At 63.1% G+C, this 13,022-nt stretch carries 11 protein-coding genes; 9 read left to right on the plus strand and 2 right to left on the minus strand.

What is annotated here, in order from left to right; translation table 11 throughout:
* Positions 1–6 precede the first annotated feature (6 nt).
* The 9 genes from J2Z17_RS02810 to J2Z17_RS02850 all read left to right on the plus strand — a co-directional run bounded on the left by J2Z17_RS02810 (position 7) and on the right by J2Z17_RS02850 (position 11,205).
* Positions 7–1,773, plus strand: coding sequence for a GMC family oxidoreductase (locus J2Z17_RS02810; protein ID WP_209941988.1), 1,767 nt, complete (start codon positions 7–9; stop codon positions 1,771–1,773).
* Positions 1,770–2,993, plus strand: a complete 1,224-nt coding sequence (locus tag J2Z17_RS02815) for a c-type cytochrome (protein ID WP_209941990.1) — start codon at positions 1,770–1,772, stop codon at positions 2,991–2,993. The genes J2Z17_RS02810 and J2Z17_RS02815 overlap by 4 nt, the downstream gene beginning before the upstream one ends.
* Before the next feature lie 238 nt (positions 2,994–3,231).
* Positions 3,232–4,587, plus strand: coding sequence for an ABC transporter substrate-binding protein (locus tag J2Z17_RS02820; RefSeq protein ID WP_209942217.1), 1,356 nt, complete (start codon positions 3,232–3,234; stop codon positions 4,585–4,587).
* A gap of 75 nt (positions 4,588–4,662) precedes the next feature.
* A complete protein-coding gene (locus tag J2Z17_RS02825; protein ID WP_209941992.1) occupies positions 4,663–5,973 on the plus strand; it encodes a carbohydrate ABC transporter permease in 1,311 nt (436 codons plus the stop codon).
* An 8-nt stretch (positions 5,974–5,981) separates the two neighbouring features.
* Positions 5,982–6,806, plus strand: coding sequence for a carbohydrate ABC transporter permease (locus J2Z17_RS02830; protein ID WP_209941994.1), 825 nt, complete (start codon positions 5,982–5,984; stop codon positions 6,804–6,806).
* A complete protein-coding gene (locus tag J2Z17_RS02835) occupies positions 6,806–7,864 on the plus strand; it encodes an ABC transporter ATP-binding protein (protein ID WP_209941996.1) in 1,059 nt (352 codons plus the stop codon). Before J2Z17_RS02830 ends, J2Z17_RS02835 begins: the two co-directional genes overlap by 1 nt.
* Positions 7,865–7,877: 13 nt before the next feature.
* Positions 7,878–9,335, plus strand: coding sequence for a glycerophosphodiester phosphodiesterase (locus J2Z17_RS02840; protein WP_209941998.1), 1,458 nt, complete (start codon positions 7,878–7,880; stop codon positions 9,333–9,335).
* A gap of 16 nt (positions 9,336–9,351) precedes the next feature.
* On the plus strand, positions 9,352–10,392 hold the full coding sequence (locus tag J2Z17_RS02845; protein ID WP_209941999.1) for a LacI family DNA-binding transcriptional regulator: 1,041 nt from the start codon (positions 9,352–9,354) through the stop codon (positions 10,390–10,392).
* Between the two features lie 6 nt (positions 10,393–10,398).
* Entirely contained in the window at positions 10,399–11,205 is an 807-nt protein-coding gene (locus tag J2Z17_RS02850) for an inositol monophosphatase family protein (protein ID WP_209942001.1), read from the plus strand.
* An 89-nt stretch (positions 11,206–11,294) separates the two neighbouring features.
* Here J2Z17_RS02850 and iolB read toward each other — a convergent pair whose 3' ends face one another.
* Together iolB and iolE are read right to left on the minus strand one after the other, a co-directional pair.
* Positions 11,295–12,101, minus strand: a complete 807-nt coding sequence (iolB, locus tag J2Z17_RS02855) for a 5-deoxy-glucuronate isomerase (RefSeq protein WP_209942002.1) — start codon at positions 12,099–12,101, stop codon at positions 11,295–11,297.
* 20 nt (positions 12,102–12,121) lie between these two features.
* Positions 12,122–13,021, minus strand: a complete 900-nt coding sequence (iolE, locus tag J2Z17_RS02860; protein ID WP_209942003.1) for a myo-inosose-2 dehydratase — start codon at positions 13,019–13,021, stop codon at positions 12,122–12,124.
* Position 13,022 lies beyond the last annotated feature (1 nt).

A 13,022-nucleotide genomic window follows, 5' to 3' on the forward strand; every position in this document is an offset into this window, starting at 1 on the left:
CAAACCATGACAAAAATTCTTCCCCACAAGGACGTCGTGATCATCGGTCTCGGCTGGTCCGGTTCCATCATCGCCAATGAACTGACGGACGAGGGCCTCGACGTCGTCGCCATCGAGCGCGGCCCCTGGCGCGACACCGGCACCGATTTCAATATCGGCTACATCCAGGACGAACTGCGCTACGCCATTCGCCGCGACCTGTTCCTGCAGCCGCGCGTCGAAGCCATGACGATGCGCAACAATGACGGACAGTCGGCGCTGCCGATCCGCGAATACAACTCCTTCCTGCCGGGCAATGGTGTCGGTGGCGCTGGCGTCCACTGGAACGGCCAGACCTGGCGCTTCTGGGACAGCGACTTCCAGATCAACAAGCACCTGACGGAACGTTATGGCGCGCAGAAATTCGACGGTCTGACGCTGCAGGACTGGGGCGTCACCGCCCAGGAAATGGAAAAATCCTACGACAAGTTCGAATATCTTGCCGGCATTTCCGGCAAGGCCGGCAATGTCAACGGCCAGATCCAGGAGGGCGGCAACCCGTTCGAGGATCCCCGCTCGCGCGACTACCCGCTGCCCCCGATGGAAATGACCTACGGCCCGACCAAGTTCGCCGAAGTCACCAAGGGCATGGGCCTGCACCCCTTCCCCTGTCCTTCCGGCAACCTGTCGAAGGACTATGTCAATCCGCTGGGTGTCGCCATGGGCCAGTGCACCATGTGTGGCTTCTGCGAGCGTTTCGGCTGCGCCAACTATTCGAAGTCCTCCGCCCAGACGACCGTGCTGCCGGTTCTGATGAAGAAAAAGAACTTCGAGGCGCGCACGCTTTGCGAAGTGCTGCACATCGACAAGGACGCGTCCGGCAAGATGGCCAAGGGCGTGACCTATGTCGACAGCTCGGACGAGGTCTGTTTCCAGCCGGCGGACCTGGTGGTCGTCACCGCCTATGCGCTGCACAATGCCCGCCTGATGATGCTCTCCGGAATCGGCCAGGTTTATGATCCGAACACCGGCGAAGGCACGATCGGCCGCAACTACTGCTACCAGACCAATGCCGGCGCGCGAGTCTATTTCGACGACGAGAACTTCAACCCGTTCATCGCCGCCGGTGCGCTCGGCATGACCTGTGATGACTATAACGGCGACGCCTTCGACCATAGCGATGTCGACTTCGTCGGCGGCGCCGGCATCAACTGCGTGCCCTCGAGCGGCCGGCCGATCCAGTCTCGTCCGACACCGCCCGGCACACCGGCCTGGGGAAAGGACTGGAAGAAAGCCACGGCCGAGACCTACAAGAGCTCGCTGGCCTTCGGCTCGCAGGGGTCGAGCTATCCGGTCGCCGGCAACCACCTCGATCTCGATCCGACCTACAAGGACCGCTTCGGGCGTCCGCTGCTGCGCATCACCTTCGACTTCCCGGACAACGACCTGCGCATGTCGCATTTCGTCTCCGACCGCATGGAAGATATCGCCAAGGCCATGGGGGGCCGCGAGCATACCGTCAGCCGCGCCAAGAAGGGCTGGAACTCGGCCGTCTACCAGAGCACGCACAATACCGGTGGCGTGATCATGGGCACGGATCCGAAGAAGAGTGCGCTCAACAAGTATCTGCAGAGCTGGGAGGCGCACAATGTCTTCGTCGTCGGTGCGTCGGCCTTCGCCCACAATGCCGGCAAGAACCCGACCGGCACGGTCGGCGGTCTCGCCTTCTGGGCTGCGGACGCGATCCGCAACCAGTATCTTCGCAACCCCGGTGTAGGTCTGGTGTCCGCATGAAAACGCTTCGCACTTTCCTGGCGTTTGGCGCCTTTACTCTCGTCGCAACGGGTGCGGCCTACGCCGGCGACGCCGACCAGGGCAACGACATCATCGACGGCCGCTACCAGGCGGTCCTCGGCGACTGTCAGGCCTGCCACACCAAGCCGGGCGGCGAGCCCTTTGCCGGCGGCGCGCCGCTGGAAACGCCTTTCGGCACGCTGGTCCCGCCGAACATCACCCCCGATGCCGAGACCGGCATCGGCAACTGGTCGCAAGCCGACTTCCACAAGATGATGAAGACAGGCATCGGTCATGACGGCATCCGCCTCTACCCGGCCATGCCCTATCCGGCCTACACCAAGATGTCGGATGACGATATCGATCACCTGTGGCGCTACATGACCACGATCGAGCCGGTGCACAACGACGTCGAGGCCAACCAGCTGCCCTTCCCGTTCAACATCCGTCTGGCCATGCTCGGCTGGAACATGCTGAACTTCAAGGAAGGCGGCTTCAAGCCGGACCCCAACCAGTCAGCCGAATGGAACCGCGGGGCCTATATCGTCCAGGGCGCCGGTCACTGCGCCACCTGTCACTCGCCGAAGTCCTTCCTCGGCGCCGACAAGGACAGCGAATTCCTGCAGGGTGCTTCGCTGCAGGGCTGGTATGCGCCCAACATCACCGGCAACGGCTATGACGGCATTGGCAGCTGGAGTGATGATGATCTGGTCCAGTACCTGAAGACTGGCGTCAACGGCCATACCATGGCGTCAGGCCCGATGGCCGAGGCCGTCGAAAACTCGACCTCGCTGATGAATGACGGCGACCTGAAGGCGATCGCCGTCTACCTGAAGAGTCTTGGCAACAAGGATGCGAAGAAGCCTGAGCCGATCAAGGCCGACGACAGCCACATGACGGCGGGCCTTGCCATCTATCAGGCCAATTGCTCGGCCTGCCATGGCGCGGACGGCAAGGGTGCCAACCAGCTCTTCCCGTCGCTAGCCGGCAATTCCATCGTCCAGCAGAAAAGCGCTGAAACGCTGGCTCATCTGGTGCTGGCCGGCAGCCAGGCCGTCCACACGAAGGGCGCTCCGACCACGCCGGCCATGCCGTCGCTGGCCTGGCGCTTGAAGGATGACGACGTGGCAAACGTGCTCACCTATATCCGCAACAGCTGGGGTAATGCCGCACCGGCCGTCGATGTGAGCACTGTTGCTGACGTGCGCCAGCCGGACTGAGACAACACGCGCTGCCGGAACGCCTATGGTCTCCGGCAGATATCTTCGACCTTCAATGGGGGCGGATTTCCGCCCCCGTTTGCGTCTGACGCCACCCTCGGCACGTCCAGGGATTGCTGCCGCAACGGTCCTCTGTGGCATCGTTTGCCGGGACTGACATCTGCCTGTCATCTGCTCCGGCTAGAGAGATTGCACGCGCGTGCAACACTCCTGACGACCCATTTCTAGAGGGCTGATGATGACCATCCTCAAAAATTCCGTTTCGATTGCATTTACCGTCGTATTGCTGGCGGGCACCGCCTGCAGCGCCTTCGCCAGGGACGTAACCGTCAAGGTCTGGGCCGGCGGCACCAGCGAATCCTCCATGTACCGCATCGACGCCATCAAGATGGCGGCCGATATCCTCAGCCGCGAAGCGGCGGTGCGCGGTGACGACCTGAAGGTCAATGTCGAAGGGCAGACATGGACCGGCTGGGACGACTTCAAGCAGGCGGTGACGCTTGCAGCCGAATCCAACACCGCGCCGAACATCATCGTCTCGGGCCATGAAGACATCGGCCCGTGGTCGAAGTCCGGCCTGCTGCGTCCGATCGAGGACTATGTCGACCTCGATGCCTGGCCGCTCAACCAGATCTATTCTAACCTGCTGGATGTCGCGACCTTCGATGGCAAGCTCTGGGGCATTCCGGAAGATGCCGAGGCCCGTCCCTTCTACTTCTCCAAGCCGCATCTGAAAGCGATCGGCTATACCGACGAACAGATCGAAGCCCTGCCGGAAAAGGTCGAAAGCGGCGAATACACGCTGTATTCGATGCTCGACGACGTGAAGAAGATGCAGGACAAGGGCGTTGTCGAAAACGGCATGGGCTTCATGCCGCGTCCGGTCAACGGCACCGATTACTGGCAGTTCTACCAGAGCTTCGGCGGCGAGATGACCGACAAGGAGACCGGCAAGCTGCTGCTCGACAAGCAGGCCTTGACCGACATGTACCAGTTCTTCGTCGATGCGGTCGACAAGGGTGTCGTGCCCTCGACCTATCTCGGAACCGCCTGGGACAGCTGGCATGACGCCGTCGCCCACGACAAGGCCGGCGCCTGGCATGGTGGCACCTGGCATAAGGCCGAGTGGGAAACCAAATGGGGCCTGAAGGATTTCTTCGGCCAGATCGAGCCGACCCTGATCCCGGCCGGCAACGCGCGCGGTCGCGCCAATACGATCACCCATCCGCTGGTCTACCTGCTGTCCACCACAGGCAGTGACGACGATGCGACAATCGCAGCTGAACTGATCTCGATTGCTTCCGAGCCGCGCATCAACGCACTGCACGCCGTAAAGTCTGGCCACCTGGCAATCGGCGAAGCCGAAGCCGGCGTTCCGCTCTATGCCAATGACCGCTGGACGACGATCGCGACGGAGGAATTCCTGCCGCACGCCAATTCGATCCCCAACGATCCCGATTTCGGCGTCGTCTGGAAGGCGATGTACAAGGGGCTCGAGGCTTCCTGGACCAAGTCGTCTTCCGTCGCCGATGCCGTCGACGGGGTCGAGACCGAAGTCAGGACGACGCTCGGCGACAAGGTCGTCATTCGCTGATTTCAGGCTTCAGACACCGGGTGGGACGATCGTTCCGCCCGGCGCTTCTTCCAGTGCCAATGTCGAGACATTCCGATGCGCATGCGATCCTATCTGATCGGCTTTGCCTTTCTCAGCCCGGCCCTTGTCGTGCTGATCGCCTTCTTTTTGACGCCCGTCGTGCTGACGGCGATCTTCGCCTTTACCAATATGAGCACCTCGACCGGTATCAGCGGCGGCGCCTATGTGATCACCGGCAATCTGCTGACCCATCTGAAGGATGAGGGCGTCCCGCCGAAGATCGCCGACGCCCTGTCGAAGACCAGCTTCAGCGTCGATCCGGAGACGCTTGCCAGGGCGAAGGCTGCCGGTACCGACCCGCAATTTCTGGCGGAAATCGAAAAGCAGTTCTCGGGCAGGACCTTCGACGATGCCCGCAGCTTTGAGCGCGAACTGAAGGGGCTGCGCCACCGTCCACGTGCCATCCGCGACCTCAAGCTTGCCGCCGGCCAGTTCGAGCTGTCGATCCTCAATGCGCGGTTTGCAACAGCGGCCGAGGCGCGCAACGCCATCGACACCTTCCTGCCCTCGGTGCCGGCCGAAACGGTCGATCAGATTGTCCAGGCAAGCTACACCGGCTGGCGCTGGACCACGGCCAATTTCGGCCAGCTGTTTGCCAACCCGGATACCTGGCGGATCGTCCTCAACACGATCTTCTACGTCGCAACCACCCTGTCCTTCACCGTCTTTATCGGTCTCTTCCTCGCCATCACCACCTTCTACCTGCCAACGAGCGTGGCAACAGCCTTCAGCATGCTTTGGCTGCTGCCGCGGCTGACACCGATCGTGCTCTACGCGGTCATGTGGAAGTGGTTCACCTGGGATGGCGGTTTCGTCTACACGGCCGCCAAGGCGCTGGGCCTGCCTGCCTTCAACTACATGAAGGGGTCGGTGCCGACGGCCTGGACGGTTGTCATCCTGATCAACGGCTTTATCGGCGCCGCCTTCTCGATGATCCTGTTTTCCGGGGCCCTGAAGGCCATTCCGGTGCAACAGCTCTGGGCCAGCGAAGTCGACGGCGCCAGCCGCTGGCAGCAGATCCGCTACATCATCCTGCCGCATCTGCGCTGGCCGATCCTGTTCGTCACCAGCTACCAGACGCTGTCGCTGCTCTCGTCCTACGAACAGATCTGGCTCACCACCAATGGCGGACCCGGGCGCACCACCATGGTCTGGGCGCTGGAGGCCTTCAACACGGCGCTCAACAACTACACCGGCAACCTGCAATACGGGCTGGGAGCCGCCATGGCGCTGGTCCTTGTGATCGTCGGCGTGACGCTGTCGATCGTCTACCTCAGGCTGTTCCGCTTTGACGAGTTGCTCAGCCGACCGAAGATCGAGTTTTGAGCCCCGTCATGACCCGCAACTTCTCCAGATTGCCCTTGATCCTGTTGCTGCTCATCATGAGTGCGCCGATCATCATCATGTATGCCTTCCTGCTGATCGACACGGTGACCAATTCGCCGCCCGGCTCGGCGATCCCGAACGCGTTCACCCTGTCGCATTGGCGCTTTCTCTACGATCCCGGCGCCACCGGCGACATCTGGGGCCCGACCCTGACGACGATCCTTTTTACCGCCAGCATCGTCGCGATCGTGCTCTGCATCGCCTCGACCGCCGGCTATGCGCTGTCGCGGCTGAACATGCCCTTCCGCCGATTTTTCCTGGCCGGCGTGCTCGTCATGCATGCCTTTCCACTGGTGACGCTGATCATCGGCGTGTTTCTCGTGCTGCAGTTCATCGGCCTCTACAACACGCTCACCGGCGTCGTTCTGGTAAAGGCGGGGCTGATGCTGCCCTTCGGCATCTGGATCATGAAGGGCTTCTACGACACCGTGCCCTGGGAGATCGAGATGGCCGGCGTGCAGGACGGGGCGAGCCGTTTCACGGTCTGGCGCCGGCTGATCCTGCCGCAGGTCAAGCCCGGTCTCTTCGCCCTGGCGCTGTTTGCCGCAATCGATGCCTGGGGCGAATACATGCTGCCGCGCATCCTCGCGCCGTCCTCGAATTTCGAAGTCCTGTCGATGTATCTCAACACCGTCTCGGATCCCGATTCAACCACCTACAACTTCAATCTCTTCAAGTCGGTCGGGCTGTTCTACACCCTGCCCATCCTGGCGCTCTACGCGATCTTCCGCGACCGGCTGATGACCATTTTCGGCGGAGGCACGAAAGGCTGATGCAAATCGCACTCAAGGATTTCACCAAGAGTTTCGACGGCCATACCGTCATCGATCGCATGAACCTCACCATTGAGGACGGCGAGATGCTGGCCCTGCTCGGGCCCTCGGGCTGCGGCAAGTCGACGACGCTGTTTGCCATATGCGGCATTCACCGGATCAATGGCGGGCAGATCCTGTTCGGCGACCGCGATGTCAGCCACCTGCCGAGCCAGAAGCGCAATGTCGGCGTCGTTTTCCAGAACTATGCGCTCTATCCGCATATGAGCGTCTACGATAATATCGCCTTTCCGCTGACGATCAAACGCACCGGCAAGACGGAGATCGACCGCCAGGTGCGCGAGATCGCCGAAATGACCCATATCGAGGAACTGCTGGCGCGCCGGCCGGCCCAGCTCTCCGGCGGCCAGCAACAACGGGTGGCGCTTGCCCGCGCGCTGGTGCGCAAGCCCGATGTGCTGCTGCTCGACGAGCCGCTTGCCAATCTCGACGCCAAGCTGCGGCTGGAGATGCGCTCGGAAATCCGCCGCATCCAGCTGGAGACCGGTATCACTGCGGTGCTCGTCACCCACGACCAGGTCGAGGCGATGTCGATGTGCGACCGGATCGCCATCATGAGCAGGGGTGAGATCCTGCAGGTGGCAACGCCGACCGACATGTACCGGGCACCGGAGACCCGCTTCGTCGCGGGCTTTCTCGGCAATCCGCCGATCGTCTTCGTCGACGGCAGGGTGGGCGGCGGCAGGACATTGCAGACCGAGCGTGGGCTTAGACTTCCCCTGCCCTCGCGGCTCGAAGGCCTGCCAGAGGGACAGCCGATCAGCCTCGGCATCCGCCCGGAGCATATAGGCGCCGGCGGCGATGCCGAGATCACCGGCAAGGTCGTCTTCGTCGAACCGCAGGGACGCGAAACGCTGTTCGACATCGAGATCGCCAAGGGCACGGCCCTGCGCTCGATCCAGCCGGCGCGCGACGACATCCGGCTTGGCGACGCGGTGACCTGGTCGATCGACCGCGACCGTTTGCTCGCCTTCGGCGCCGATGGGAAAGCCCTTTGAGGATCTGACGACAATGCGCAATTCGATTGCCTGGCCGCATCGGCCCGACCACCGCCCGCTGACGATCGCCCATCGCGGCGCCAGCGCCCACGCCGCCGAAAACACCCTTGCGGCCTTCCGCACAGCAGCCCTGCTGGGCGCCGACATGTGGGAGATCGACGTGCAGCTGACGCAAGACGGCGTTCCGGTTGTCTCGCATGATGCGGGCCTCGGCCGCGCTGTCGGCATCGACCGCGACATTGCCGACCTGACCTTGCCCGAGATGAAGGCGCTGGCGCCCGACATTCCGAGCCTTGCCGAGACCGTGGCGCTCGCAAAGGCGCTCGGCCAGAGCCTCTATGTCGAGCTCAAGGCCGACGGGTCCGGTGTGATCGCCGCCGCCCTGTTGCACGAAATGCGGCTCGAGCGGGCAGCATTGGGCAGTTTCAAGCATGCAGAGATTGCCGCCCTGAAAGCCGTCGACTGCCCCTATCCGCTGGCCGTTCTGGTGCCCCTCGACGCCAACCCGTTCCAACTCGCCGAACAATCCGATGCCGACATCATCCACCTCTGCTGGGAACGTGGCGGGGAGCGTCCGCAGGATCTGGCAACAGATGAACTGCTTGCCGACGCCGAGAAGCGCGGCCTCGGGGTCGTTCTGTGGCACGAGGAGCGCAGAAGTGTGCTTTCCGATATTCGGGCACTGCCGGTGCTCGGCATCTGCACCAACAATCCCGAGATGATGGCCGGCACGGACAGTCTCGACATGCGGGGCATAGGGCTCGTCTGCCATCGCGGCGCCAATCACTTTGCGCCGGAAAATACGCTGGCCGCCGCAAGGCTGAGCTTCGAGCAGGGCGCACCCTATGTGGAACTCGATGTCCGCGAGACCGCCGATGGCGCGCTGGTGGTGATCCACGACGCGACGCTGGAACGCACCACGAATGGCACAGGTGCCGTGACCGACAGGACGCTCGCGCAACTGAAGACACTCGATGCGGGCTCATGGTTTTCGCCGCATTTCAAGAACGAGCGCATTCCCACGCTTAGCGAGATGATTGCCCTTGCCCAGTCCTATGGGCGCAAGCTCTATATCGAGAACAAGTCCGTCGCGCCGCGCAGGCTCGTCGAACTCGTAGACGACATGGATTTCCTCGACGACTGCTTCTTCTGGTCGGGCGATGCGAACCTGCAATCGGGCATGAGAACCGTGTCGCAGCGCGCCAGTATCAAGGCCGGCTATCGTGCCGTGGCAACGCCGGGCGATGCAGACCCATCGTTGAAGCCGTCAATCATCGAGATGACGATCGACGACTATATCGCGCACGCCCCCGACTGCCTGGCGCGCGGGCTGAAACCGATGATGCAATATTTCGGGGATGACCCCGAAGTCTTCGACAGGATCATTGCCATTGCGCCGGTGATGATCAATCTTGACCGGGCGGATCTGCTGCTGGCAGCCTTGAGACGCGCCCAACGCCAAGCGGCTTGATCGGACGACAGACCGGATGTCGAAACAGGACAGATCCCATCGCGTACCGACCGCCGATGATGTTGCAGCCCTTGCCGGTGTGTCGCGCTCTGCCGTTTCGCGCACCTTTACCGAGGGCGCCAGCGTGGCGCCGGCCACCCGCGACAAGGTGATCGACGCGGCCCGCAGCCTTGGCTACCGGGTGAATTTCCTCGCCCGCAGCCTGTCGCGGCAGCGCACCAACCTGATCGGCCTCGTCGTCTCCGAACTCGACAATCCGTTCCGCGCAGCGATGATGGACCAGATCGCGCGGCGGCTGATCGAGGAGCACTACCGCCCCTTCGTGCTGCCGACCGGTGCCGGCGGCGACACAAGGCACCTGATCGACATGATGATGCATTACAATGTCTGCGGCGCGATCGTCACCGGTGACGCGTCGCCGGCCGAGATCGCCGAGGAATGCGCCGCCTATCATGTGCCGCTGACGCTGATCAACAAGCCCGAGATCGGGCCGCATGCCGACAATGTCTCGATGGATGCGAAAAAGGCCGGACGGCTGGCGGCAGAGACATTGAGAGAAATCGGGTGCCGCACCGTTGCGATCGCCAGCCAGAGGCGCCCGTCCCACACGATCGAGCAGAGGCTGGTGAGCTTTGCCGGCCGCTGCGCCGAACTCGGCCTGGAAATCGTCGGGACGTTTCAGGGCGCGGTGCAGGATTATGACGGCGGTCGCGAGGCGGCAATCGCCTATCTCGAGGCCGGACGGATCGCCGAGGGCATGTTCTGCGCCAACGACTATATGGCGCTCGGCCTGCTCGACCACCTGCGCCGCTTTGCAAAGCTGCGCGTGCCCGAAGACCTGAAGGTGATCGCCTGCGATGACATCGCCGAATCCGCCTGGCTGAGCTATGACCTCACCACCATCCGCCAGGATCCGGCAGATCTCGCCGCCGCCGCCGTCCGATCGCTGCTGGCGCGAATCGAAACCCCGGCTTCAACCAGGAGCGCCGCTATTATCGACGTGCAACTCATGCTGCGCGGCTCCACCGGACACCCATCACAGATTTTCGGAAAGTAATCAGACATGCAGGATCAGGACATCGAGCCCGGCACCACCGCCAGGTTCGCAACCGCCAAGCGCATCATTCGCCAGGCCGGCGTGATGGCCAAGGACTATTTCGACCGCTACGACGAACTGGAGATCGAGACGAAATCCGGCCGCCAGGATGTCGTCAGCGTCGCCGACCGTGATGTCGAGGATTTCATCCGCAGGGAGATTATCGCCTCCTTCCCGCTCGACGGCCTGATCGGAGAAGAACGTGGCGCGGATGCCACCGAGACGGACTATACCTGGACGATCGACCCGATCGACGGCACCGCGGTCTTTCTGCACGGCCTGAAATCCTGGTGCGTGGCCATTGCCATCCTCAAGGAAGGCGTGCCGGTGGCAGGCCTCGTCTACGATCCCTGCGCCGACGATCTGTTTTCGGCAGCGACCGGGCACGGCGCCGAACGCAATGGACGCCCAATCGCGGTCGACAGTCAGACCCCGTTCGATGGTGGCTTTCTGGTTGTCGGCGCCAGCAAGCCCGAACAGAGCCATCATATCGGCCAGCTGATCGAGGGTATCCTGGCCGCCGGCGGCATCTTCATGCGCAATGGCTCAGCCGCCCTGACGCTCGCGCATGTCGCGGCGGGTCACTATCTCGGCTATTACGAGCCGCGGCTGTCGTCGTGGGATTGCCTGGCCGGCCTGCTGATCGTCCGGGAGGCCGGCGGCCTGGCCGACGACTTCCTCTCTGGCCGGGACATCATGGCCTCCGGGCCCGCCTTTGCAGCGGCGCCGCAGGTGCATGACCAGTTCAAGGCCCTGACGTTGCGCGGCACCTGAAGGCAAGCATGCACCTCGCAAAACACGGAGGTCATCGGCCGGCTTGATCGGCGATAGCGGGCACGGTGCCGGCAATCCAGCGCGCCGCCTCAGACGTCGCGTTTGGCAATCCAGTCATGGTCGGGGTGGTTTTCGAACCGCCATTTACGCATAGGGCCGGCCATGACGTTGAGATAGTACATCTCGTAGCCATAGGGGGCGCCGCAGGGATGGTGGCCCCTTGGCACCAGCACGACATCGCCGTCCGAGACCGCCATGGTTTCGTCCAGCGAGCCGTCTTCGGTAAACACCCGCTGCACGCCGAAGCCCTGAGCGGGATTGAGGCGATGATAATAGGTCTCTTCCAGATAGGTCATGTCCGGAAACCGGTCCTCGTCATGCCTGTGCGGCGGATAGGAAGACCAGTGGCCGGACGGCGTGAAGACCTCGGTCACCAGCAGGCTGTCGGCGACATCCCGCTCTTCCATCGCGATCGGGAAGATGTAGCGCGTATTGGTGCCCCGGCCCCGTTGCGTCAGCGCAAGGCCTTCAGGCCCGATCACCTGCGCCTCGCGGCCCGGCAAGGCTGGCGCCGTGCAGACGGCGAGCGTGCAATCCGTGGTCGCTACCGCCGACCACTCGGCCCCGGCCGGAATGTAGACGCAATGCGGCGGCAGGCGCTCGAAGACGCTCATCCGTTCGCCAAGTTCGCCGAACGCCTTCTCGCCCGCGGATATGTTGGCCTTGCCTTCGACCAGCACCAGGATCACCTCCGTCTCGCCGGTCATCTCTTGGGCGGCCTCGCCCGGCTTCAGCCGATAAAGCCCGAAACCGACATAGCCCCAGCCGGCACTGGCGGGCGTGATGGCATGGACCTTGCCGGACATGCCGGTCGGCTTGCGAAGAAGGTCGGCCATTGTCGTGTCTCCTGCGTCTTCTATTGCGTGTCGAGCCCGGCGGTTCTGGCCATCGCCTTCAGCGAGGCAAGGCCGAGGCTTTGATATTGAAAGGGATTGCGCCTGTCCGGGTCCTGCTCGGCCTCTATCACCAGCCAGCCCTGGTAGCCATGCTGTGCCGCAATTGCCAGCACCGGCGCAAAGTCCACGCCGCCCTCTTGGTCGCCCGGCACGGTAAAGACGCCGCGTCGCACGCCCTCGAGAAAGGAGAGGTTTTCGCCCCGCACCTGGTCGGCGATCACAGGGCGGACATTCTTGGCGTGGATATGACCGACACGATGCATATATTGGCGCGCGACGCGGGCGGGATCGCCCCCGCCGAACAGGCAATGGCCGGTATCGAGCAACAGTTTCGCATGCGGCCCCGTATGCGCCATCAGCTGTTCGATCTCGTCTTCACTTTCGACGATCGTGCCCATGTGATGGTGATAGACCAGCGCGATGCCTTGCCGTGCGGCATGTTCGGCCAGCGCCTCGACGCCTGCGCCGAAGGCCGGCCAGTCGGCTTGCGGCAGATGCGGCCGGCTGGCCAGTGCGGCGTGGTCATGGCCGTGGACGGCGTTCGACGTCTCGCAGACGATGATCACGCTGGACCCCATGGCCTTCAGCAGGTCCAGCGCCGGCTGCATGGCCGCCTTTTCCGACTCAAGCGAATTCGTCAGCAGGTTCAAGGAATGCCAGCCGGACACATAGCGCAGCCCGCGCGGTTCCAGCACCGCCTTCAGGCCGGCCGGATCCTGCGGAAACTTGTGCCCCTTCTCGATGCCGTCGAAGCCGATCCCGGCTGCCTCGTCCAGGCATTGGTCGAGGCCGATATGCGCGCCCAGCGAGCGGTCGTCATCATTCGACCAGGCGATCGGATTGGTGCCGTAGAGGATCATC

This window comes from Heterorhizobium halophytocola (genome assembly GCF_017873095.1).
GTDB classification, from domain to species: domain Bacteria; phylum Pseudomonadota; class Alphaproteobacteria; order Rhizobiales; family Rhizobiaceae; genus Allorhizobium; species Allorhizobium halophytocola.

Bases quoted from the DNA above. Each gene is read 5' to 3' on its own strand.
- J2Z17_RS02810 (WP_209941988.1), top strand. From the start codon at position 7: ATGACAAAAATTCTTCCCCACAAGGACGTCGTGATCATCGGTCTCGGC.
- J2Z17_RS02815 (WP_209941990.1), top strand. From the start codon at position 1,770: ATGAAAACGCTTCGCACTTTCCTGGCGTTTGGCGCCTTTACTCTCGTC.
- J2Z17_RS02820 (WP_209942217.1), top strand. From the start codon at position 3,232: ATGACCATCCTCAAAAATTCCGTTTCGATTGCATTTACCGTCGTATTG.
- J2Z17_RS02825 (WP_209941992.1), top strand. From the start codon at position 4,663: ATGCGCATGCGATCCTATCTGATCGGCTTTGCCTTTCTCAGCCCGGCC.
- J2Z17_RS02830 (WP_209941994.1), top strand. From the start codon at position 5,982: ATGACCCGCAACTTCTCCAGATTGCCCTTGATCCTGTTGCTGCTCATC.
- J2Z17_RS02835 (WP_209941996.1), top strand. From the start codon at position 6,806: ATGCAAATCGCACTCAAGGATTTCACCAAGAGTTTCGACGGCCATACC.
- J2Z17_RS02840 (WP_209941998.1), top strand. From the start codon at position 7,878: ATGCGCAATTCGATTGCCTGGCCGCATCGGCCCGACCACCGCCCGCTG.
- J2Z17_RS02845 (WP_209941999.1), top strand. From the start codon at position 9,352: ATGTCGAAACAGGACAGATCCCATCGCGTACCGACCGCCGATGATGTT.
- J2Z17_RS02850 (WP_209942001.1), top strand. From the start codon at position 10,399: ATGCAGGATCAGGACATCGAGCCCGGCACCACCGCCAGGTTCGCAACC.
- iolB (WP_209942002.1), bottom strand. From the start codon at position 12,101: ATGGCCGACCTTCTTCGCAAGCCGACCGGCATGTCCGGCAAGGTCCAT.
- iolE (WP_209942003.1), bottom strand. From the start codon at position 13,021: ATGATCCTCTACGGCACCAATCCGATCGCCTGGTCGAATGATGACGAC.